Here is a 19075-nt window from a genome sequence, read left to right as displayed (position 1 = left end):
GCGCGGTGCGCCGCGCAACCGGATTACCTCAGCCGTATCGGCGTTTACTCGTAGTCAGGGCCCATGTTCTGGTTGCGCGGTGGCTGGGCGGCAGTCAGACGCAGCGCCTCGGCAGACGCAGCGAGCGAACCGACGGCATCCGGCGTGTCGTCGTTATCGGCAATGACGCGCTGCATCGAGGCGACCAGCGACTCGTGCAGGACGGCCGGCGAGACGGTCTGCTCGGCGATTTCACGCAGGGCGACGACGGGGTTCTTGTCGCGATCGCGGTCGACGGTGAGTTCGCCACCGCTGGAAATCTGGCGAGCGCGCTGGCCGGCAGCGAGCACCAGTTCGAAACGGTTGGGGATCTTGTCGACGCAATCTTCGACTGTGACGCGCGCCATGGCATACTCCGGGGGTATTCTGGAAAGGCGGCTAGCTAGCGTCAGCAGTCCGCAGAGTCAATGATTCCAGCTTGACCGGCGCCCTCCTCGCGGCTAACGGACCCGCTTCGCAATTGGCCCTGCACCCCCGGTGAAGCAGGCGCCGCGCATCCCCTGACGGCGATGCGGTGCGGTACTGGGGAAGCGACACTTCCGTCGCGTTCAGCAATTGGAACAACTTTTGACCAAGCGTACAACTTCGAAGCACAAGCTCGACCGCCGGATGGGCGAGAACATCTGGGGCCGTCCCAAGTCGCCCGTCAACAAGCGCGAATACGGCCCAGGCCAGCACGGCCAGCGTCGCAAGGGCAAGCTCAGCGACTTCGGCATCCAGCTGAAGGCCAAGCAGAAGCTCAAGGGCTATTACGGCGACGTCACCGAAAAGCAGTTCCGCGCCACCTACGCCGAGGCCGTCCGCATGAAGGGCGACACCTCGCAGAACCTGATCGGCCTGCTCGAGCAGCGTCTCGACATGGTGGTCTATCGCGCCAAGTTCGTCCCGACGATCTTCGCCGCGCGCCAGATCGTCAACCACGGCCACATCATCGTCAACGGCCGCCGCTGCAACATCGCCTCCGCCAAGGTCTATCCTGGCGACGTCGTCGAGCTCGGCAGCAAGGCCAAGGACATGGCACTGGTCATCGAAGCCCAGGGCCTGTCCGAGCGCGAGACGCCGGAATATGTCGCAGTCGAGGGTCCCAAGGCGACCTACGTCCGCGTCCCGACCCTCGACGAAGTGCCTTACCCGGTGAAGATGGAACCGAATCTGGTCGTCGAGTTCTACTCGCGCTAATCGCTTTCACGACCGAATTACCGAATGCCGTCCCGGTTCGCCGGGGCGGCATTTTCTTTAGGGGACGCTGCCTGTCCCCCTCCCGGAACGGGAGGGGCTAGGGGTGGGTCTGCCACGAGGTCGGCAGCCGGGGTTTATGCGAAGTCCCACCCCCGTCCCCTCCCGTTCCGGGAGGGGAGCAGCAGTTCGGCGAGCTCTAGCGGCGGGGTTCGAGCAGCCCGACGTAGATCACGCCCGGCACGACCGCCGCGACGCTCGACGCGATCAGCGCGTACAAGGCGCGCAGCCACAGGCCGGGGCTGGCGAAGCTGGGCGCCGCGCCCGGCTCGATGTTCCGTACCAGCGCCTCCAGCAGCAGCCACGTCGGGCCGAAGGTGAAGATCGCGATCAGCGCGATCACGACGATGGCGCTGCGGGCGCCGCGCGTCATCTCCAGGCCGCGTTGCAGAGCGACCAGCGGTGGCAAGCGCTCCGCCAGCGCCGCGGGCATGGCCGGTAGCAGCATCAGCACCAGGACGGCGCCGGTCGCGATGGCGATGGTGCGCGCCGGCGGCCAGGCCAATGCGCCGAGCAATCCGATGATCGCGATCAGCACGGTGAACGCGCCGATCAGCAGAGCGACGCTGAACCCCGGCGGCGACGCGACGATGCCCTGCGATACGAAGGCCCCCGCATCGAGCGGCTTGCCCGCCAGCCGCGCGACGACGCCGTGGCTGACGATGGTGACGAACAGCGCTGCCAGCAGTCCGGACACCACCGCCATCACCGTGCCGCCGCTGCTCGCGGGCGGCACCAGCGCCCCGATGATCCCGGGTAAAGTAACCATCCCGAACCCGAGGGTGACGATCGGCGCGAAGTCGAACCAGAAACCCTGCGCGATGCGGCGCAGCGCCAGCGGCACGTTCAGTCTGGACCCGGTCACGCCTTCTTACCCGCGCGTGCCTCCGCGATGGCGGTCTTGAGCGCATCGTAACCAACGGCGCCCGACAGGATGCGATTGCCGACGATATAGCTCGGTGTACCGGTCAGCCCCAGCGCCCGGCCGAGGTCGAGGTTCTTCTTGACCTCGGCACGCAACGCCGGCGCGCTCAGGTCCTTGGCGGTGCGCAGCTCGTTCAGCCCGGCGCTGCGCACGGTAGCGACGGTGCGCTCGTGGCTGAGCTTGCCTGCTTCCTCGAACATGCGGTCATGGAAGCCGACGTAGCGGCCCTGCGCCGCTGCCGACAGGCTCGCCATCGCCGCTTCGGTCGATGCATCTGACAACACCGGGAAGTCGCGGAACACGACCTTCAACTTCTTGTCGTCCGCCAGCAGCCGCTGCACGTCCTTGTGCGCGGCGCGGCAATAGGGGCAGGCGTAGTCGAAGAACACCACCAGCTTGACGTCGCCCTGCGGATCACCCGCGAAGGCCCCGGCATAGGGGGTCTCGATCTCCTTGCGGTTGTTCTCGATCAGCTTGACGACCTCGCGCGACTGCATGCCGTTGATCGCCTCCGGGATGATCTCCGGGTGCGCCATGATGTAGTCGTGGACGATCGCCTCGATCGCGGCGCGATCCTTGGTGTTGACCCCGGCCGCCGGGTCGCTGCTCGCGCGTCCGCCAATCAGCAGCGCAACGACGGCCACCCCCAACACTCCCGCTATGGCCACGGCACCGCGCATCTCGTTGTTCCAGTTTTTGATATGGGTCAGCATGCGTCTTTTTTCTTGTACAGCTTGCGGTTGCCGAGCTCGCCGCACGACGCCTCGGCGATGTCGTCGGCGCGCAGCCAGTCGCGGCTGCCCTGCGGCAGGCCGGCGCGGGCATAGCGCGCCTTGGCCGCCGCACTCTTGACCTGGCCCGACAGGTTGAAGCTCTCGGCCTGCGCCAGCGCCGCCCGCGGCTCGTCGTGCAGGCGGTCATAGACGACGCCAAGCTGGTACCAGGCGAACGGGTTCTCGCGGTCCTGCGCGATCGCCTTCTTCAGGATCGGCTCGGCCTCGGCGAAGTCCTTGTCATTGTCGGTGGAGATCAGCGCATGGCCCAGCAACGTCGCGATCAGCGGCTCGTTGGGATCGGCGGCGACCGCCTTGCGCAGCACCGGGATCGCCTCTGCCGGGCCGCCATTCTCCAGCAGCATCTGGCCCTTCAACTCGAGGTAGAACGGGTCCGCCGGGTGCAAGGCCAACAGCTTGTCGACCTCGCGCTGCGCCGCATCCGGATAGGCGCTGCGGTGATAGGCATAGGCGCGGGCGTAGTGCGCCGGCTCCGATCCATCGCTCTCGGGATAGCGTTGCAGGACCCGTGGCGGCTCCTCGATATAGCCGATCAGCTTGCCCTTGATGCGCAGGAAGCGCGCCTGCAGTGCCGGATCGACCGGGTTGTTCCACGCCGGGTCGGCCTTGTACTGCGCCTCCAGATTGGCGATCCGCGTGCCGTCGAGCGGATGGGTGCGGTCGTATTCATTGTCCTGCTTGATCGCCAGCCGGTACTCCTGCCCCAACAGCTTGTTGAAGAACTCGATCGAGCCTTTGCCGCTGATATGCGCGGTGCTGAGGTACTTGGCGCCCGCCGCGTCGGCCCGGCTCTCGGTATCGCGGCTGAATGCCAGGAACTTGCCCTGTGCCGCGGTCAGGCCGCCCGACAACAACGCCATGCCGGCTGTCGGCGCGCCCACCGCGACCGCGGCTGCCGCCAGCACCAGCGACATGATCGAGATGTTGGTGGCCGGCCCGGCGCCTTCGTTGAAGCGCACCAGATGGCCGGCGGCGACATGTCCGAGCTCGTGCGCGATGACACCTTGCAACTGGTTGGCATTGTCCGCCGCAATCAGCAGCCCGGAGTGGATAAAGACGTTCTGCCCGCCAGCCGCGAAGGCGTTGATCGATGGATCATTGATCAGGATCACCTGCACATTGCGCGGGTCGAGCCCGGCAGCGATGATCAACGGCTTCGACAGATCGCGGAAGAATGTCTCGGTCTCGGCATCGCGCAGGATCGACGGCCCGCCCGCGTTATCGTCCTGCGCCACGGCGGGCACCGACAACAACGCGACGGCACACAGCGTCGCCAGCAGGCGCGGGATGCGGGGCGGACGGGGCACGGCGCTCACATCGCGGGTCTAGACTGAACTTTGCGTTAAGGGGAGAGGGAGAAGGTCGCGGGTGCGCTGTCGAGCGCCCTGCCGCAATGACTGGCAAAATCAGCCTCCTTCGGCCATATGCCCGGCATGAAGTTTCTCGATCAAGCCAAGATTTACCTGCGTTCGGCACAAGGCGGCGACGGCGCGGTGTCGTTCCGCCGTGAGAAGTTCGTCGAATACGGCGGCCCCGATGGCGGCGACGGCGGCAAGGGCGGCGACATCATCTTTGAAAGCATTGCCGGCCTCAACACGCTGATCGACTTTCGCTATGCCCAGCATTTCAAGGCGCAGCGCGGCGGTGGCGGTTCCGGTCGGAATCGCACCGGCGCAGGTGGCGACGACCTGATCATCAAGGTACCGGTCGGCACGCAGGTCATCGACGACGAGACCGAGGTCATGCTGGCCGACTTCACCGAGCCCGGCCAGCGCATCGTGCTGCTGCGCGGCGGCGACGGCGGCAAGGGCAACGACTTCTACAAAAGCTCGACCAACCGCGCGCCGCGCCAGTTCCAGCCGGGCTTTCCGGGCGCGGAGTGCTGGGTGTGGCTGCGGCTCAAGCTGATCGCCGATGCGGGGCTGCTCGGCCAGCCCAACGCCGGCAAGTCGACCTTCCTCAACGCTGTGACCAACGCCCATGCCAAGGTCGGCGCCTATCCGTTCACGACGCTCAAGCCACAACTCGGCGTCGTCGGCTGGAAAGAGCGCGAGTTCGTGCTCGCCGACATTCCGGGCCTGATCGAGGGCGCCGCCGACGGTGTCGGCATTGGCGACCGGTTCCTCGGCCATATCGAGCGCTGCCGCATCCTGCTCCACATGGTCGACGCGACCAGCGACGATCCGATCGAGGCTTACAACGTCGTCCGCGCCGAGCTCGACGCCTATGGCGCCGGGCTGGAGGACAAGGACGAGATCATCGCGCTCAGCAAATCCGACGCCGTCGAGCCCAAGGCGCTGGCCAAGCTGCAGAAAAAGCTCGCCAAGCTGACCGGGCGCGAAGTGCTGACAATGTCGTCGGCATCGCGCGAAGGCGTCGATGTCGTACTCGACCGCCTGATCGAAGTCGTCGGCCGGGCATCCGAACTGGCACCCGGCGAAAAGGCCAAGGCGTGGACGCCGGTCTAGTCGTCTCGCTTTCCCCTGTGACAGCGAAGCGAACCGGGCGATGAGCGCACGCTTCTCGCCCGCTGCGTGCGCGCGCCTCGTCGTCAAGATCGGCTCCTCGCTGCTGGTCGGCAGCGACGGGCAGGTGCGGCGCGACTGGCTCGCCTCGGTCCTCGACGATATCGCCATACGACGCGCCGCCGGGCAACAGGTCGTCATCGTCTCCTCGGGCGCGATCGCCCTCGGAGCCCGGCGCCTGAAGCTGCCCAAGGGTGGCCGCGCCAGCCTGGAGGACGCGCAGGCCGCCGCCGCCTGTGGCCAGATCGTGCTGGCGCGGACCTATGCCGAACTGCTCGGCGGGCACGGCATCGAGGCGGCGCAGATCCTGCTGACGCTGGGCGACCTGGAAGACCGGCGGCGCTACCTCAATGTCGCCGCGACGCTCGACCGGCTGCTCAGCCTCGGCGCCGTGCCCGTGCTCAACGAGAACGACAGCGTCGCCACCGCCGAAATCCGGTTCGGGGACAACGACCGGCTGGCGGCGCGCGCCGGACAGGCGGCGGGCGCCAACGCCGTCGTGCTGCTGTCCGATATCGACGGCCTCTATTCCGGCAACCCGAGCCGCGACCCGTCGGCAGTCCTGATCCCCGTGGTCGAGCGCCTCGACGTCACCATCGACGCGATGGCCGACGCGCGTTCAGGCTCCGGCCTCGGCTCGGGCGGCATGGCGGCCAAGGTCCAGGCGGCGCGGATCGCGGTCCAGGCCGGCATGCACCTCGCCATCGCCGACGGCCGTGTCGATCACCCGCTGGCGCGTTTCGATGCCACCAGCCACGGCACGGTGTTCGTCGCGGAGGGCGGCACCTCGCCTCGCAAGTCCTGGCTGGCAGGGCGGCTGACGGTGGCCGGGCGCCTGACCATCGACGCGGGCGCGGCCAAGGCGTTGAAGTCGGGCAAGAGTTTGCTCGCTGCGGGTGTGACCACGGTCTCCGGCAAGTTCGCGCGCGGCGATGCGGTCGAAATCGTCACGGACGGCGCGGTGATCGCGCGCGGCCTCGCCGGCTATGACGTGCCCGACGCGACCGCCATCGCCGGCGTCCGTAACGATGCGCAAGCTGCGATTCTCGGTTATGCCCCACGCTCCGCAATGATCCACCGCGACCATCTGGTGCTGTTATGACCGACGCAATCGAGACGATCCGTATCATGGGCGAGGCCGCAAGGGTCGCCGCCCGACAACTGGCGCTCGCGCCGACGTTATTGAAGGCGACCGCGGTGCGCGGTGCGGCGGCTGCGGTTCGCGCCAATGCAGCAACGATCCTCGCAGCCAATGCCGAGGACATGGCGGCGGCTGGCGGCCTTGGCGCGGCGATGCTCGACCGGCTGTTGCTGACCCCGGCGCGGGTCGAGGCGATGGCGGCCGGGCTCGATACCGTCGCCGGCCTCGCCGATCCGGTCGGGCAACTCATCAACGAATGGCAGCAGCCGAACGGCCTGCGGTTCGAGCGGGTTCGCGTGCCGCTCGGCGTCATCGGCATAATTTATGAGAGCCGTCCCAACGTCACCGCCGATGCCGGCGCACTGTGCCTGATGGCCGGCAACGCCTGCATCCTGCGCGGCGGCAGCGAGGCGGCGCGCTCCAACCGGTCGATCCATGCGGCGCTGGTCGAAGGCGTCGTCGCCGCCGGCCTACCCGCCACGGCGATCCAGCTGGTCGGCGACCTTGATCGCGCGCTGGTTGGCGCGATGCTGACCGCGGCCGGTCTGATCGACATCATCGTCCCGCGCGGCGGCAAGGGGCTGGTGGCGCGCGTCCAGGCCGAGGCGCGGGTCCCGGTGCTTGCCCATCTCGACGGCCTTAACCACATCTATGTCGACAAGGCCGCCGACCCAGCCAAGGCGCTGGCGATCGTCATCAATTCCAAACTCCGCCGGACCGGTGTCTGCGGCGCCATGGAGACGTTGCTGATCGACCGCGCCTACCCAGCCGCTGCCGAACTCGTCACGGCGCTGCAGGCGGCTGGTTGCGACGTGCGCGGCGATGGCAGGATCGTTGCCCTGACCGGCATTCCCGCCGTCGAGGCTGCGGACTGGGACACCGAATGGCTCGACGCCCGCGCTTCGGTCGCGCTGGTCGACGGTGTCGATGCTGCGCTTGCCCATATCGAGGCTCATGGTTCGCATCATACCGACGCAATCGTTACCGAAGACGACGCCATCGCCGCGCGATTCCTGTCCGAAGTCGATTCGGCGATCGTCCTGCACAACGCCTCGACCCAGTTCGCCGACGGCGGCGAGTTCGGCTTCGGCGCCGAGATCGGCATTTCCACCGGTCGCCTCCACGCCCGCGGCCCGGTCGCATTAGAGGGGCTGACGACGTACAAATACCGAGTCTACGGCGATGGTCAGGTCCGCGCATAAGATGTATACGTCTGCGACAAGGAGCGCAGCAATGACTCAGGTCGTCTTGACGACGCGGATTGACGAGGAGGTCTCGGCCAAACTCGACGCACTCGCGGCTGCAACTGGACGCACGCGGTCCTGGCTGAGCGCACGAGCGCTGAAGAGCTACGTCGAGCGCGAGTCCGAGTTTCTGGCCTTTATCCAAGAAGGCGTCGATGCGCTCGACCGGGGCGATTGGGTTCCCCATTCGGTTGTCGTTGCTGATCTTGCAGCGATGCAAGCGGAGCGTGATTCCCGACCGGCAGTCGCCCGACACGCCCAAGGATGAGCTTCGCGAAGTGGTCGAGTCCTGCTCGGGCCGACTTCCGCAAGCTGTTCCTGTGGCTATCACAGTTCGACCCAGCCATTGCCGACCGTAATGCCGGCTCGATTCTGGCCAAGGCAGACTGGTTGTCGAGCCACCCACATGCGGGAAGCCCGCTAGACACCTTGGACTGGCGCAAAACAGTCGTTGCGGGCACTCGGTATATCGTTCTTTACCGGCCGACTGCTGACGGTGTGGAAATTCTGCGGGTTCATCACTCGGCCGAAAACTGGCGGGAGGGATGAAGCGCATCGGCCTCCTCGGCGGGTCGTTCAATCCAGCCCATGCGGGGCATCTGCGGATCAGCCTGGCGGCGATGCGACAGCTCGGGCTGGACGAGGTGTGGTGGCTGGTCAGCCCGCAGAACCCGTTGAAGACCGCTGCCGGCATGGCGCCGCTGGCTGCCCGCCTCGCCTCTGCGCGGATCGCAGCACGTCATCCGCGCATCCAGGTCAGCGCGCTGGAGGCCGATCTCGGCACCCGCTACACCGTCGATACCGTGGGCGCGCTGGTCAAGCTCTACCCTACCCACCGCTTCGTCTGGCTGATGGGCGCCGACATCCTGAGCCAGCTGCACCGCTGGCGCCGGTGGCGCGACTTCGCCCGGGCGGTGCCGATTGCCGTTTTCCCGCGTCCGGGCTATAGTAGCGTTGGTCTTGGTGCGCCTGCGATGGCGTGGCTGGGACGGTGGCGGCGGTCTTCGGGCCGTGCGCGCGACTGGACGAGGTGGACGCTGCCTGCGATCGTGATGCTCGACATCAAGCTCGATAGCCATTCCGCAACCGCGATCCGCGAGCGCGAACCCGATTGGGCTGCCCGATTGTTGAACCGGTCATGAGGACGATATTTTGGTACTGACCCCCGCCACCGCGCCAAGCGCCGTGGCCAATACGGCTCCCGCCGAGCATCCCGCCGTAACGGCGCTGCACGAACTCATCATGAAGTCGCTCGAGGACGACCAGGCGGTCGAAGTCGTGTCGCTGCCGCTCGTCGGGAAGACCAGCATCGCCGATCACATGGTCATCGCCAGCGGACGCTCGTCGCGCCAGGTCGCATCAATGGCGGGCAAGATCGCTGAGCGCATCAAGGCCGAGCTGCGTCGTGAAGTCCGTATCGAGGGCCTGCCGACCGCGGACTGGGTGCTGATCGACGCGCAGGACGTTATCGTCCACCTGTTCAAGCCGGAAGTCCGCACCTTCTACAACCTCGAGAAGATGTGGGCCTTCGATGGTCCCAGCGGCTCGACCAGCGAGCGCCGCGCACCGCCCAAGGTCGTCGCTGCGCCTCCGGTCGCGGATGCCGACGAGGCGACCGCAACCGACGCCTGAGCCGAGTTGCGGCTTCACATCATCGCTCGTGGCCGCATCGGGCGTGGCCCCGAGGCCGAATTGGTCGCCCGCTATGTCAAGCGCATGGCGTGGCCGACCGTGTTGACCGAGCTTGGTGAAACTGCACCGCTGCCCGACGCCCTGCCCCACTCACGCACCGTCGTCCTCGACGAGCGCGGCGCCGCGTTGGCAACCCGCCCGTTCGCCGATCGCCTCGCCCGGTGGCGAGACGACGGCGTCCGGGAAACACGCTTCCTGATCGGCGCCGCGGACGGCCACGACGCCGGGACGCGCGATGGCGCCGACCTGCTGCTCAGCTTCGGGCCGGCGACCTGGCCGCATCTGCTGGTGCGTGGGATGCTCGCCGAGCAACTCTACCGGGCGACGTCGCTGCTCGCCGGGCATCCCTATCACCGCGAAGGCTAGGCCTTAGAGCGCGAGAAACGCGACCAGATCGGCCGAGACGCGGTCCTTGTGCGTCGCCAGCAGGCCGTGCGGAGCGCCGTCATATTCGATCAGCTTGGCACCCGGGATGGCGCGCGCCGCGGCCCGACCGCTGGGATCGATCGGCACGGTCTTGTCGGCGGTACCATGGATGATCAACGTCGGCATGGTGAAAGCCGCAAGATCCGGGCGGAAGTCGGTCTTGCCGAAAGAGTCGACGCAATCCAGCGTGCCCTTAAGTCCGGCCTGCATCGCCAGGCTCAGCGTCCAGTCGAGCACCTCGTCGCTGACCGGGTGGGAGACCAGCCCGACGCCGTAGAACGACTTGATGAAGCCCGCGAAGAACTTCGGCCGGTCTTCGAGGATGCCCGCCTCGATGCCATCGAACACCGACTCATCGGCACCGTCGGGATTGTCGGAGGTCTTGAGCAGATACGGCACCACCGACGAGATCAGCGCGACCTTGCGAACATTGCCGCCGTGGCGCGACAGGAAACGCGCGACCTCGCCGCCGCCCATCGAGAAGCCGACCAGCGCGGGCGACTCGGCCTCGGTCGCCTCGATCACCGACGCCAGGTCGTCGGCAAGCGTGTCATAGTCGTAACCTTCCCAGGTCTGCTCCGACCGACCAAAGCCGCGGCGGTCATAGGCGATGACGCGGTGGCCGGCGTTGGCGAGTGCCAGTGCCTGGTCGTCCCAGCTGTCGGCGTTGAGCGGCCAGCCGTGGATCAGGACCACCGGCGGGCCATCGGGATCACCCCACTCCTTGAGGTAAAGCTCGATACCGTCGGCACCTTCGACGTAGGGCATGGTCATTCTCCTTGTTTCGACAGCTTAACGCCCCGCTGCGGCAATGTTCCAGTCGAGTGCGTCCTAGCGTTGCCGCCCTGCGCTGCTATGATGACAACTTGAACCCGGGGGCGGAGAATTGTTGAAATGGCACGGGTGAGCTGGAAATTTGCGCTGCCGATCGCGGCGCTGGCGCTGATCCCGGCGTCGGTGGCGGTACGTGCGGCGACGGAAAGCAACACCTACAAGCAGCTCGATACGCTGATGGACGTGTTCGAGCAGATCCGGAAGAACTACGTCGACAAGACCGACGACCAAACCCTGATCGAAGGCGCGATCAACGGCATGCTGGCCAGCCTCGATCCGCACTCCAGCTATCTCGACAAGCGCGATTTCGAGACGATGAAGCAGAGCACCACGGGTGAGTATGGCGGCCTCGGCCTGACCGTCTCGACCGAGGAGGGCGCCGTCAAGGTCGTCGCGCCGACCGACGATACCCCGGCGGCGCGTGCCGGCATCAAGGCGGGCGACTATATCACCCATCTCAACGGCGAGCTGCTGTACGGCGTGTCGCTCAACGACGCGGTCGACAAGATGCGCGGCGCTCCCGGCACCAAGATCAAGATCACCGTGATCCGCGAAGGCGCCCCCAAGCCGCTGGAGTTCGAGCTGACCCGCGAGGTCATCGTCATCAAGCCGGTCAAGTTCGAAGTGCGCGGCAATGTCGGCGTCATCCGCATCGCGACCTTCAGCGAGAAGACATCCGACGCCACCAAGGCCGCCGTCGCCAGCATCGAGCAGCAGCTCGGCCCCAAGCTGGCGGGCTTCATCGTCGACCTGCGCTCCAACCCCGGCGGCTTGCTCAAGCAGGCGATCGACGTCAGCGACATCTTCCTCGACCACGGCGAGATCGTCTCCCAGCGCGGTCGCACCAAGGCGGATATCGAGCGCTATTACGCCACCGCCGGCGACCTGACCCAAGGGCTGCCGGTCGTGGTCCTAGTCGACGAAGGTTCGGCCTCGGCCTCGGAGATCGTCGCCGGGGCATTGCAGGACCACCGCCGCGCGCTGGTCCTGGGGGCACGTTCATTCGGCAAGGGGTCGGTCCAGACGCTGCTGCCGCTGAGTGCGACGACCGGGCTGCGGCTGACCACGGCGCGGTACTTCACACCTTCGGGCCATTCGGTGCAGGAGGGCGGCATCGAGCCCGATATCGCCGTGCCACAGCTTTCCGACGCCACCGTTCGCGACCGTCCGCGGCTGCGTGAGGCCGATCTGCGGCGGCACTTGATCAACGAGATCAAGACCGCCGACGACAAGCTGATCGAGGCCGATGCCAAGCCCGACCCGCGCTTTACGGAGACCGCCGAGACGCTGAAAAAGGCCGGCGTGACCGACTTTCAGCTGAGCTATGCGGTGAAGCTGATCGAGCGGCTCGGCCCGGGTGCGCCGGTGCAGACCGCCGCGGCGAACTGAGCCTTCAGCCCTCGCCGGGCGGGAAGTCGGTGGCGAGGCCGGTAGGGCGCCCGGCCTCGATTTCCGCCAGCGCCGCGCGCAGCTCGCCGGTCACCGCGTCCAGCCCGAAGGCGCCAAGGACAAGGTGGCGCGGCGGCTCGGCCTGCTCCGTCACCGCGATGATCGCAGCAGCAGCGCGCGCCGGGTCACCGGGCTGGTTGCCGCTATAGCCGCTGGTGCTGGCGAGCCGCGCCCCGGCGGTCCCGGCGTAATCCTCGATCCGGTTGGTCGTCTGCTTCAACGAGCGCCCGGCCCAGTCGGTACGGAACGGCCCCGGCTCGATGCACGTCGCCTTGATGCCGATCGGACCGCCCTCGGCGCGCAGGGCATCGGTGAAGCCTTCGACTGCATGTTTGCTGGCGGCGTAGTAGCCCGAGCCGGGAATGCCGACCAACCCGGCAACCGAGCTGATGTTGATGACGTGCCCATGGCGGCGCTCGCGCATGCCGGGCAGCACGGCGCGGGTCAGCGCGAACAAGCCGAAGACGTTGGTCTCGAACTGCGCGCGGATCTCGGCGTCGTCGCCCTCCTCGATCGAGGCCTGGTAGCCATAGCCGGCATTATTGACGAGGACGTCGATGCGCCCGAAGCGCTCGTTCGCCGCCGCGACCGCTGCGGTGATGCCGGCGGTGTCGGTGACGTCGAGCGCCAGCGCCAGTACCGTGTCGCTGGCTAGGTCGGCGACCCGCTCGCGCTCCCGGGCAGTGACCACAGCGCGCCAGCCACGCGCCGCAACCTGCTCGGCCAATTCGCGGCCGAAGCCGGTCGAGCAGCCGGTTATGAACCAGACCGGGGTATCGGTGGCGGGCATGTTGGTCTCCAGGACGGGATGCGGCTTCAACGCCTCAGTATGCGCCGGTTCCCGTGACCGCGACATTGTCGATCAGCCGGGTGCGCCCCATCCAGGCAGCTGCCAGCAGCCGCGCCGGGCGGTCGAGCCCGGTCATCGGCTCGAGGTCGTCGGCACCGCTCAGGGTGATATAGTCGACGGGTCCGAATCCCGCAGCGACCAGCGCCGCCTTTGCCTCGGCCAGCACCGCGTCCACGGGCCGGCCAGCGCCGATCGCCGCCGCCGCCGTCTGCAAGGCACGCGGCAACGCGACTGCCCGCTCACGTTCGCCGGCATCGAGGTAGGCATTGCGCGAACTCAGCGCGAGGCCGTCGGCATCGCGAACGATCGGACAGCCGGCGATCTCGGTCGGAATGTCGAGGTCGAGCGCCAGGCGGCGGATGATCGCCAACTGCTGCCAGTCCTTCTCCCCGAACAGCGCGATATCGGCGCGCGCCTGGTTGAGCAGCTTGGTCACCACCGTCGCCACGCCATCGAAATGCCCCGGCCGCGCCGCGCCGCACAGCCGCTCGCTCAAGCCCGTAACGCGGACCTGCGTGGCGAAGCCCGGCGGGTAGATCGCCTCGACACCGGGCGCGAACAACAGGTCGCAGCCTGCCGCCGCCAGCCGTGCCGCGTCGCCGGCCTCGTCGCGGGGATAGCGGTCGAGATCCTCGTTCGGCCCGAACTGCCTGGGGTTGACGAACACCGTTGCGACGACCCGCTCGGCGCGCTGCCGCCCCGCCTCGACGAGCGAGATATGCCCGGCATGGAGCGCCCCCATGGTAGGCACCAGCGCGATCCGCTCGCCTTGTTCCCGCCACGCCGCAACCCGGGCGCGGAGTTCGGCGACGGTGCGGACGATCGGCAGGGTCTCGGCCATCACGGCTCCACTATTTGACTAAGCCGCCGCTGTGTCGGAAACACCGCCGCAACTGGCAAGCATGAAAGTTGTCGATGGTAAACGGGGTTGTCCATGGTTAGCGCGGCGGGGGGGCCGGGCCGCGCGCATATCATCGTGCTCGGCAACGAAAAGGGCGGATCGGGCAAGTCGACGACCGCCGTTCACATCGCCGTGGCACTGGCCCATGCCGGCTTCGACGTCGGCGCGATCGACCTCGATGCTCGCCAGCGTACGGTGGCGCGCTATCTCGAGAACCGCGTCAATTTCGGCAAGAAGCGCGAGCTCGAGCTGCCGGTGCCGGCCGTCGCGGTGATCGAGGATGCGCCGGGCGACACCGACCTGCTGATCGACCAGCTACTCGAATGGCGCGACCGCGACTTCATCGTCGTCGACACGCCGGGCCGCGACTCGCCGCTGGCCCGCGCCGCGCTGGGCCGCGCCGACACGCTGGTGACGCCGATGAACGACAGTTTCGTCGACTTCGACCTGATCGGCCAGGTCGATCCCGAGACTTTCAAGGTCAAGAAGCCGAGCTTTTACGCCGAGCTGATCTGGGACACCCGCAAGGCGCGGGCTCGCACCGACGGCGGCACCGTCGACTGGGTCGTACTTCGCAATCGCCTCGCCAATCTCGATGCCCGCAATATGCGCCGCATGGCCGCTGCACTCGGCGAATTGTCGAAGCGCGTCGGCTTTCGCGTCGTGCCCGGCCTGTCCGAGCGCGTCATCTTCCGCGAGCTGTTTCCGCGCGGCCTGACCCTGCTCGACACCAACGCGCTGGAAGATTTCAGCCTGAGCCATGTCGCGGCGCGGGCCGAGTTGCGCGCCCTGATCGGTGGCCTGGCGCTTCCCGGCTGGGACACGGCGACCGCAGCGGCTGCGGCGGCGGCCGCCTGAGATGTTGCTTGCCGTTCTGGCGGTGCTCGGACTGGCATGGTGGCTGCACCAGCGCGGCGAGCTGCTGCCGTCCCTCAAGCGTTGGGGCGCGGTGGCGGCGCTCGGCTTGCTGGCGCTCAGACTGCTCGAAACCGGCAAGGTCATACCGGCCGCCATCGCCGGGGCGGCCGCGGCTTTCTGGTGGTACGCCGGCAAGCAGGGCCTGGGCGAGTTCAGCGCGGTCAAGCGCGCGCGGCTGCTGCTCGGCACCCCGGACGACGCCGATGCCGAGGCGATCCATGCCGCGTGGCGCCGCCGGGTGACCACCGCGCATCCAGACGCGGGCGGCGATGCGGTGGCGATGCAGGCCGCGACCGACGCACGCGATTTGTTGTTGGGCCGTTTGCGGCGGCGTTAGCGTTATATTATGCCGCAGCGCACAAACGTGCTGCCCAGGTAGCTAAGTCCGGAGCCCTTGATGAGCCATGAATTCCATCCGACCTCGCTGCGCGAATACGACATTCGCGGGATCATCGGCGAGACGCTCGGCGAGGCCGACGCCCACGCCATCGGCCGCAGCTTCGGCACGCGGATCGCGCGCTCCGGCGGCCGCCGCGTCGCCGTCGGCTTCGATGGGCGGACGTCCTCGCCGGGACTGGAAGCGGCGCTTGTCGCCGGGCTGAACGCCAGTGGCGTCGATGCGGTCCGGATCGGTCTCGGACCGACGCCGATGCTCTATTACGCCGTCCACGAGCTCAATTGCGATGGCGGCGTGATGATCACCGGCTCGCACAACCCGCCTAATTACAACGGCTTCAAGATGATGCTCGGCAACGGGCCATTCTTCGGCGCCGATATCCAGGCGCTCGGCACGATGGCGGCCGCGGGCGACTGGGAGACGGGCGAGGGCTCGAGCGAGTCGGTCGAGATCATGGACCGATACGTCCAGCGGCTGGTCCGCGGCTTCGACGGCAAGGCGTTCAACATCGCCTGGGATTGCGGCAACGGCGTCGCCGGTCCGGTCGTCGAGAAGCTCGTAAAGCTGCTCCCCGGCACCCATCACCTGCTGTTCACCGAGGTCGACGGCGCCTTTCCCAACCACCATCCCGACCCGACCGACGAGGCTAACCTCGTCGACCTGAAGCGAGTCGTCGCCGAACAAGGCTGCGACTTCGGCGTCGCGTTCGACGGTGATGCCGATCGCCTCGGCGCCGTCGATTCGCGGGGCCGCGTCGTCTGGGGTGACCAGCTGCTGTCGATCTTGGCCGCACCCGTGCTCAAGGCGCTGCCCGGCGCGACGATCATTGCCGACGTCAAGGCGTCGCAGATGCTGTTCGACCGCATCGCGGAACTCGGCGGCAACCCGTTGATGTGGAAGACCGGTCACTCGCTGATCAAGGCCAAGATGAAAGAGCTCGACTCGCCCCTCGCCGGCGAGATGAGCGGGCACATCTTCTTCAAGCACGACTGGTACGGCTTCGATGACGGCATCTACTCCGCCGTTCGGTTGATTGGTGCGGTGTCGGCGCTCGGCGGCTCGCTGACCGCGTTGAAGGACGCGATGCCAGTGATGATCAACACGCCCGAAATGCGCTTCCAGTCGTCGGAAGACCGCAAGTTCCTGGTCGTCGACGAGGTCCTGGCACGGCTCAAGGCAGCCGGCGCGCAAGTCAACGAAACCGATGGCGCCCGAGTCAACACCCCCGACGGCTGGTGGCTGCTCCGCGCATCCAACACTCAGGACGTTCTTGTCGCTCGCGCCGAAGCAACCAGCGAAGATGCTCTTGCCCGGTTGATGTCGGCACTGAATCAACAGCTTGCCGCAAGCGGTGTGGAGGCTGTCACAGTCGGTCACTGAAGCTTCATGCTGCACTGCAACATTTGACTTGATATCGTCGCATATCAGTTATATTGCGCAGTGCAGCACGACTTTGGAGACGAGAATGGCAGCCGCTGACAAAAAGTCGAAGCCCGTCCGCCCATCGGTTATCGAAGTGGCGTCGGCGCCCGCGACCGCATTGCCAAAGGTCACGATGCCCAAGGCAAGCACCCCCAGGGCGCTGAAGCCGGCATCGCCGACACAGAGCACGAGTGTCCCGCCAATGGCCGCCGAAACACCGGTCGCCGCGCCGGTTGCGCCTCAGTCGACGGCTGCACCTGTCGTCAAGCCGGCTCCGGTTCCTGCGCCGGCTCCGATCGCCAAGGCACCGGCTCCGGCACCGCAGCCTGTCGCTCCCCCGCCGCCGGTCGCGAAGGATGCACCTGCGCCGTTGGCCCAGGCTGCTCCGATAGCGCCTGCTCCTGCGGCGGCACCTGCGCCGGTCGTTCCGCCCGCCCCGGCAGCCGCCGTGCCTCCGGTAATTCCGCCTGCTCCCGCGGCATCAGCTCCGATCGCCGCAGCGCCGGCGCCGATTGCCCCGCCGCCAGTAACGACGCCCGAACCAATCATCCAGCCCAAGAAGGAAGCGACCATGAACGAGCAACTCAACGACTACGGCAGCAAGGCGACCGAGGCCCTGAAGAACGGCGCCGCCAACGCCATCGCCAGCGGCAAGGCCGCTTTCGAGCAGGTTTCCGCCAAGTCCAAGGACGCCGTCGAGCAGGGCATCAAGTCGCTCGACGAGATGTCGACCCACACCAAGGACAATGTCGAAGCCCTGCTGGCATCGACCAAGGCCGCGACCTCGGGTCTCGAGGCGATTGCTCGCGAAGTCGCCGACTTCAGCCGCAAGAGCTTTGAAGAGACCACTGCCGCTGCCCGCGCCATGACCACGGTCAAGACGCCGAACGAGCTGATCCAGCTGCAGAACGACTTCGCCAAGACGCAGTTCGACGCTGCCGTCGCCGAGATGACCAAGCTCTCCGAGACGCTGGTCAAGCTGGCTGGCGAAGTCTTCGAGCCGGTCCAGAACCGCATCGCGGTTGCTACCGACAAGTTCAAGTCGGCTGCTACCTCGACCTTCAGCCGCTAAGTCGCGACCGATTGACCGGGAGGGCGGGGGTGAAAGCCTCCGCCCTTTTGCTTGGGCTCACAGCGGCCTATATTGTCACCTTCCAGCGTCGTTCGAGAATGCCAAAGTGATCATCCATGCCGGCCCGCAGCGCAACGACGACCGCGATACGGCGGGTGGCGTCGCTACCAAGGCGAAGCCCAAGACCAAGCAGCCGGCGCTGTACAAGGTGCTGATGCTCAACGACGACTACACGCCGATGGAGTTCGTCGTGCTGACGCTGCAGCGCTTCTTCAAGATGACGATCGAGGAGGCGACGCAGGTCATGCTCCATGTCCACCAGCGCGGGGTCGGGATCTGCGGCGTCTTCACCTACGAGGTCGCCGAGACGAAAGTGAGCCAGGTCATCGACTTCGCCCGCGAGCACCAGCATCCGCTGCAGGCGACGATGGAGAAGGATTGATCCTTCCAAGCTTCGGCAAGGACCTGCGCGCCGTCATCGTCGGTGCATCCGGTGGTATCGGGGCCGCACTGATCGAGGCACTGGCCGGTCGGGCGGAGGTTATTGGACTAAGCCGCAGCAACGGTCTCGACCTGACGGATCCCGCCTCGATCACCGCCGCCGCAGCCCGCATCGACGGCTCGCTCGACCTCGTGATCGTCGCTACCGGTCACCTCGGCACCACCCCCGGGAAGTCCCGCCGCGACCTGGATGCCGCAGCATTGGCGCAGCAATTCGCGGTCAACGCCATCGGTCCGGCGCTGGTCGCCCAAGCCTTTCTCCCCAAGCTGCGCAGCGACCGCAAGACCGCCTTCGCCGCGCTGTCCGCCCGCGTCGGGTCAATCGAGGACAATCGCCTCGGCGGCTGGCACGGCTACCGCGCCTCGAAAGCCGCGCTAAACCAGCTGGTTCGAACGCTGGCCATCGAGCATGCGCGCAGTCACCCGCTCGGCCTGTGCATGGCGTTGCACCCGGGCACCGTCGATACCGCGCTGTCCAAGCCGTTCCAGCGCAGTGCCCGGACGCTGTTCACCCCCGTCGACGCCGCCGTCCGCCTGCTGACCGTGCTCGACACGCTGGCCCCGCCCGACAGCGGCAGGCTGTTCGCCTGGGACGGCCAGCCGATTCCGTTCTGACCGGTAGATTCGTATCCGTAACGTCGAGGGGGAAGCTCGACTGCGAGCGTATGCCCCACTCGACGCCCACGTCGTCACCGCTAAACACAGGGCT

The 19075-nt window shown here is 67.1% G+C and carries 23 protein-coding genes; 16 read left to right on the top strand and 7 right to left on the bottom strand.

Translation table 11 applies throughout. The annotated features are described in order from the left end of the window. Nucleotides 1-44 precede the first annotated feature (44 nt). On the bottom strand, nt 45-386 hold the full coding sequence (gene rpoZ, locus ACOFKW_RS06360) for a DNA-directed RNA polymerase subunit omega (RefSeq protein WP_419816499.1): 342 nt from the start codon (nt 384-386) through the stop codon (nt 45-47). Between the two features lie 220 nt (nt 387-606). Here rpoZ and rpsD point away from each other — a divergent pair, with 220 nt between their 5' ends. Further along, the gene (rpsD, locus tag ACOFKW_RS06355) at nt 607-1218 is read left to right on the top strand and encodes a 30S ribosomal protein S4 (protein WP_419816498.1); all 612 of its coding nucleotides are present in this window, start codon (nt 607-609) and stop codon (nt 1216-1218) included. 196 nt (nt 1219-1414) lie between these two features. Here the strand turns inward: rpsD and ACOFKW_RS06350 are convergent, their stop codons facing one another. From ACOFKW_RS06350 to ACOFKW_RS06340, 3 genes are read right to left on the bottom strand one after another with little or no spacing between them, the layout of a single operon-like run. Next, a complete protein-coding gene (locus ACOFKW_RS06350; RefSeq protein ID WP_419816497.1) occupies nt 1415-2140 on the bottom strand; it encodes a hypothetical protein in 726 nt (241 codons plus the stop codon). After that, a complete protein-coding gene (locus ACOFKW_RS06345; RefSeq protein WP_419816496.1) occupies nt 2137-2913 on the bottom strand; it encodes a DsbA family protein in 777 nt (258 codons plus the stop codon). The genes ACOFKW_RS06350 and ACOFKW_RS06345 overlap by 4 nt, the downstream gene beginning before the upstream one ends. Then, nucleotides 2907-4310 carry a M48 family metalloprotease gene (locus tag ACOFKW_RS06340; protein ID WP_419816495.1) on the bottom strand — a complete coding sequence of 468 codons (1404 nt, stop codon included), beginning with the start codon at nt 4308-4310 and terminating at the stop codon, nt 2907-2909. The genes ACOFKW_RS06345 and ACOFKW_RS06340 overlap by 7 nt, the downstream gene beginning before the upstream one ends. 117 nt (nt 4311-4427) lie before the next feature. Here ACOFKW_RS06340 and obgE point away from each other — a divergent pair, with 117 nt between their 5' ends. The 8 genes from obgE (at nt 4428) to ACOFKW_RS06300 (ending at nt 9962) form a co-directional block, all read left to right on the top strand. Next, the gene (obgE, locus tag ACOFKW_RS06335; RefSeq protein ID WP_419816494.1) at nt 4428-5462 is read left to right on the top strand and encodes a GTPase ObgE; all 1035 of its coding nucleotides are present in this window, start codon (nt 4428-4430) and stop codon (nt 5460-5462) included. Nucleotides 5463-5502: 40 nt separating this feature from the next. Next, nucleotides 5503-6621, top strand: a complete 1119-nt coding sequence (gene proB, locus ACOFKW_RS06330; RefSeq protein WP_419816493.1) for a glutamate 5-kinase — start codon at nt 5503-5505, stop codon at nt 6619-6621. Then, complete coding sequence (locus ACOFKW_RS06325; RefSeq protein WP_419816492.1) at nt 6618-7862, top strand: glutamate-5-semialdehyde dehydrogenase; 1245 nt, start codon at nt 6618-6620, stop codon at nt 7860-7862. The genes proB and ACOFKW_RS06325 overlap by 4 nt, the downstream gene beginning before the upstream one ends. 31 nt (nt 7863-7893) lie before the next feature. After that, nucleotides 7894-8172, top strand: a complete 279-nt coding sequence (locus tag ACOFKW_RS06320; RefSeq protein ID WP_419816491.1) for a CopG family ribbon-helix-helix protein — start codon at nt 7894-7896, stop codon at nt 8170-8172. Further along, nucleotides 8169-8453 carry a type II toxin-antitoxin system RelE/ParE family toxin gene (locus tag ACOFKW_RS06315; protein ID WP_419816490.1) on the top strand — a complete coding sequence of 95 codons (285 nt, stop codon included), beginning with the start codon at nt 8169-8171 and terminating at the stop codon, nt 8451-8453. Before ACOFKW_RS06320 ends, ACOFKW_RS06315 begins: the two co-directional genes overlap by 4 nt. After that, entirely contained in the window at nt 8450-9046 is a 597-nt protein-coding gene (locus ACOFKW_RS06310; RefSeq protein WP_419816489.1) for a nicotinate-nucleotide adenylyltransferase, read from the top strand. The genes ACOFKW_RS06315 and ACOFKW_RS06310 overlap by 4 nt, the downstream gene beginning before the upstream one ends. Before the next feature lie 100 nt (nt 9047-9146). Next, nucleotides 9147-9536 (top strand): ribosome silencing factor, encoded by a 390-nt coding sequence (rsfS, locus tag ACOFKW_RS06305; RefSeq protein WP_419816884.1) that lies wholly within the window; start codon nt 9147-9149, stop codon nt 9534-9536. A 6-nt stretch (nt 9537-9542) separates the two neighbouring features. Continuing rightward, nucleotides 9543-9962, top strand: coding sequence for a 23S rRNA (pseudouridine(1915)-N(3))-methyltransferase RlmH (locus ACOFKW_RS06300; RefSeq protein ID WP_419816488.1), 420 nt, complete (start codon nt 9543-9545; stop codon nt 9960-9962). A gap of 3 nt (nt 9963-9965) precedes the next feature. Here the strand turns inward: ACOFKW_RS06300 and ACOFKW_RS06295 are convergent, their stop codons facing one another. Continuing rightward, on the bottom strand, nt 9966-10790 hold the full coding sequence (locus ACOFKW_RS06295; RefSeq protein ID WP_419816487.1) for an alpha/beta fold hydrolase: 825 nt from the start codon (nt 10788-10790) through the stop codon (nt 9966-9968). 126 nt (nt 10791-10916) lie between these two features. On the opposite strand from ACOFKW_RS06295, the gene ACOFKW_RS06290 reads away from it, so the two are divergent. Next, entirely contained in the window at nt 10917-12245 is a 1329-nt protein-coding gene (locus ACOFKW_RS06290) for a S41 family peptidase (RefSeq protein ID WP_419816486.1), read from the top strand. A 4-nt stretch (nt 12246-12249) separates the two neighbouring features. Here the strand turns inward: ACOFKW_RS06290 and ACOFKW_RS06285 are convergent, their stop codons facing one another. Further along, nucleotides 12250-13095 carry an oxidoreductase gene (locus ACOFKW_RS06285; RefSeq protein WP_419816485.1) on the bottom strand — a complete coding sequence of 282 codons (846 nt, stop codon included), beginning with the start codon at nt 13093-13095 and terminating at the stop codon, nt 12250-12252. A gap of 34 nt (nt 13096-13129) precedes the next feature. Continuing rightward, nucleotides 13130-13984: a pantoate--beta-alanine ligase gene (panC, locus tag ACOFKW_RS06280; protein ID WP_419816883.1), complete on the bottom strand. Its 855-nt coding sequence runs from the start codon at nt 13982-13984 to the stop codon at nt 13130-13132. A 105-nt stretch (nt 13985-14089) separates the two neighbouring features. Between panC and ACOFKW_RS06275 the strand changes: the two genes are divergently transcribed. The 6 genes from ACOFKW_RS06275 (at nt 14090) to ACOFKW_RS06250 (ending at nt 18981) form a co-directional block, all read left to right on the top strand. Further along, nucleotides 14090-14914 carry a division plane positioning ATPase MipZ gene (locus tag ACOFKW_RS06275; RefSeq protein ID WP_419816484.1) on the top strand — a complete coding sequence of 275 codons (825 nt, stop codon included), beginning with the start codon at nt 14090-14092 and terminating at the stop codon, nt 14912-14914. A 1-nt stretch (nt 14915) separates the two neighbouring features. Next, nucleotides 14916-15311 carry a hypothetical protein gene (locus ACOFKW_RS06270; RefSeq protein WP_419816483.1) on the top strand — a complete coding sequence of 132 codons (396 nt, stop codon included), beginning with the start codon at nt 14916-14918 and terminating at the stop codon, nt 15309-15311. 60 nt (nt 15312-15371) lie between these two features. Next, nucleotides 15372-16751, top strand: a complete 1380-nt coding sequence (pgmG, locus tag ACOFKW_RS06265) for a phosphoglucomutase/phosphomannomutase PgmG (RefSeq protein ID WP_419816482.1) — start codon at nt 15372-15374, stop codon at nt 16749-16751. 244 nt (nt 16752-16995) lie between these two features. Next, nucleotides 16996-17865, top strand: coding sequence for a phasin family protein (locus ACOFKW_RS06260; protein ID WP_419816481.1), 870 nt, complete (start codon nt 16996-16998; stop codon nt 17863-17865). Nucleotides 17866-17971: 106 nt separating this feature from the next. Continuing rightward, a complete protein-coding gene (clpS, locus tag ACOFKW_RS06255; RefSeq protein WP_419816480.1) occupies nt 17972-18307 on the top strand; it encodes an ATP-dependent Clp protease adapter ClpS in 336 nt (111 codons plus the stop codon). Then, entirely contained in the window at nt 18304-18981 is a 678-nt protein-coding gene (locus tag ACOFKW_RS06250; protein ID WP_419816479.1) for an SDR family NAD(P)-dependent oxidoreductase, read from the top strand. Before clpS ends, ACOFKW_RS06250 begins: the two co-directional genes overlap by 4 nt. The last annotated feature ends 94 nt before the right edge of the window (nt 18982-19075 follow it).

Source organism: Glacieibacterium sp. (genome assembly GCF_965200405.1).
Taxonomy (GTDB): domain Bacteria; phylum Pseudomonadota; class Alphaproteobacteria; order Sphingomonadales; family Sphingomonadaceae; genus Glacieibacterium.
This window is presented reverse-complemented; position numbering and strand designations above follow the sequence as displayed.

Bases quoted from the DNA above. Each gene is read 5' to 3' on its own strand.
- ACOFKW_RS06290 (WP_419816486.1), top strand. From the start codon at position 10,917: ATGGCACGGGTGAGCTGGAAATTTGCGCTGCCGATCGCGGCGCTGGCG.
- ACOFKW_RS06275 (WP_419816484.1), top strand. From the start codon at position 14,090: ATGGTTAGCGCGGCGGGGGGGCCGGGCCGCGCGCATATCATCGTGCTC.
- rsfS (WP_419816884.1), top strand. From the start codon at position 9,147: ATGAAGTCGCTCGAGGACGACCAGGCGGTCGAAGTCGTGTCGCTGCCG.
- ACOFKW_RS06260 (WP_419816481.1), top strand. From the start codon at position 16,996: ATGGCCGCCGAAACACCGGTCGCCGCGCCGGTTGCGCCTCAGTCGACG.
- ACOFKW_RS06315 (WP_419816490.1), top strand. From the start codon at position 8,169: ATGAGCTTCGCGAAGTGGTCGAGTCCTGCTCGGGCCGACTTCCGCAAG.
- ACOFKW_RS06345 (WP_419816496.1), bottom strand. From the start codon at position 2,913: ATGCTGACCCATATCAAAAACTGGAACAACGAGATGCGCGGTGCCGTG.
- ACOFKW_RS06285 (WP_419816485.1), bottom strand. From the start codon at position 13,095: ATGCCCGCCACCGATACCCCGGTCTGGTTCATAACCGGCTGCTCGACC.
- rpoZ (WP_419816499.1), bottom strand. From the start codon at position 386: ATGGCGCGCGTCACAGTCGAAGATTGCGTCGACAAGATCCCCAACCGT.
- pgmG (WP_419816482.1), top strand. From the start codon at position 15,372: ATGAGCCATGAATTCCATCCGACCTCGCTGCGCGAATACGACATTCGC.
- ACOFKW_RS06320 (WP_419816491.1), top strand. From the start codon at position 7,894: ATGACTCAGGTCGTCTTGACGACGCGGATTGACGAGGAGGTCTCGGCC.
- obgE (WP_419816494.1), top strand. From the start codon at position 4,428: ATGAAGTTTCTCGATCAAGCCAAGATTTACCTGCGTTCGGCACAAGGC.
- ACOFKW_RS06295 (WP_419816487.1), bottom strand. From the start codon at position 10,790: ATGCCCTACGTCGAAGGTGCCGACGGTATCGAGCTTTACCTCAAGGAG.
- ACOFKW_RS06325 (WP_419816492.1), top strand. From the start codon at position 6,618: ATGACCGACGCAATCGAGACGATCCGTATCATGGGCGAGGCCGCAAGG.
- ACOFKW_RS06310 (WP_419816489.1), top strand. From the start codon at position 8,450: ATGAAGCGCATCGGCCTCCTCGGCGGGTCGTTCAATCCAGCCCATGCG.
- ACOFKW_RS06270 (WP_419816483.1), top strand. From the start codon at position 14,916: ATGTTGCTTGCCGTTCTGGCGGTGCTCGGACTGGCATGGTGGCTGCAC.
- proB (WP_419816493.1), top strand. From the start codon at position 5,503: ATGAGCGCACGCTTCTCGCCCGCTGCGTGCGCGCGCCTCGTCGTCAAG.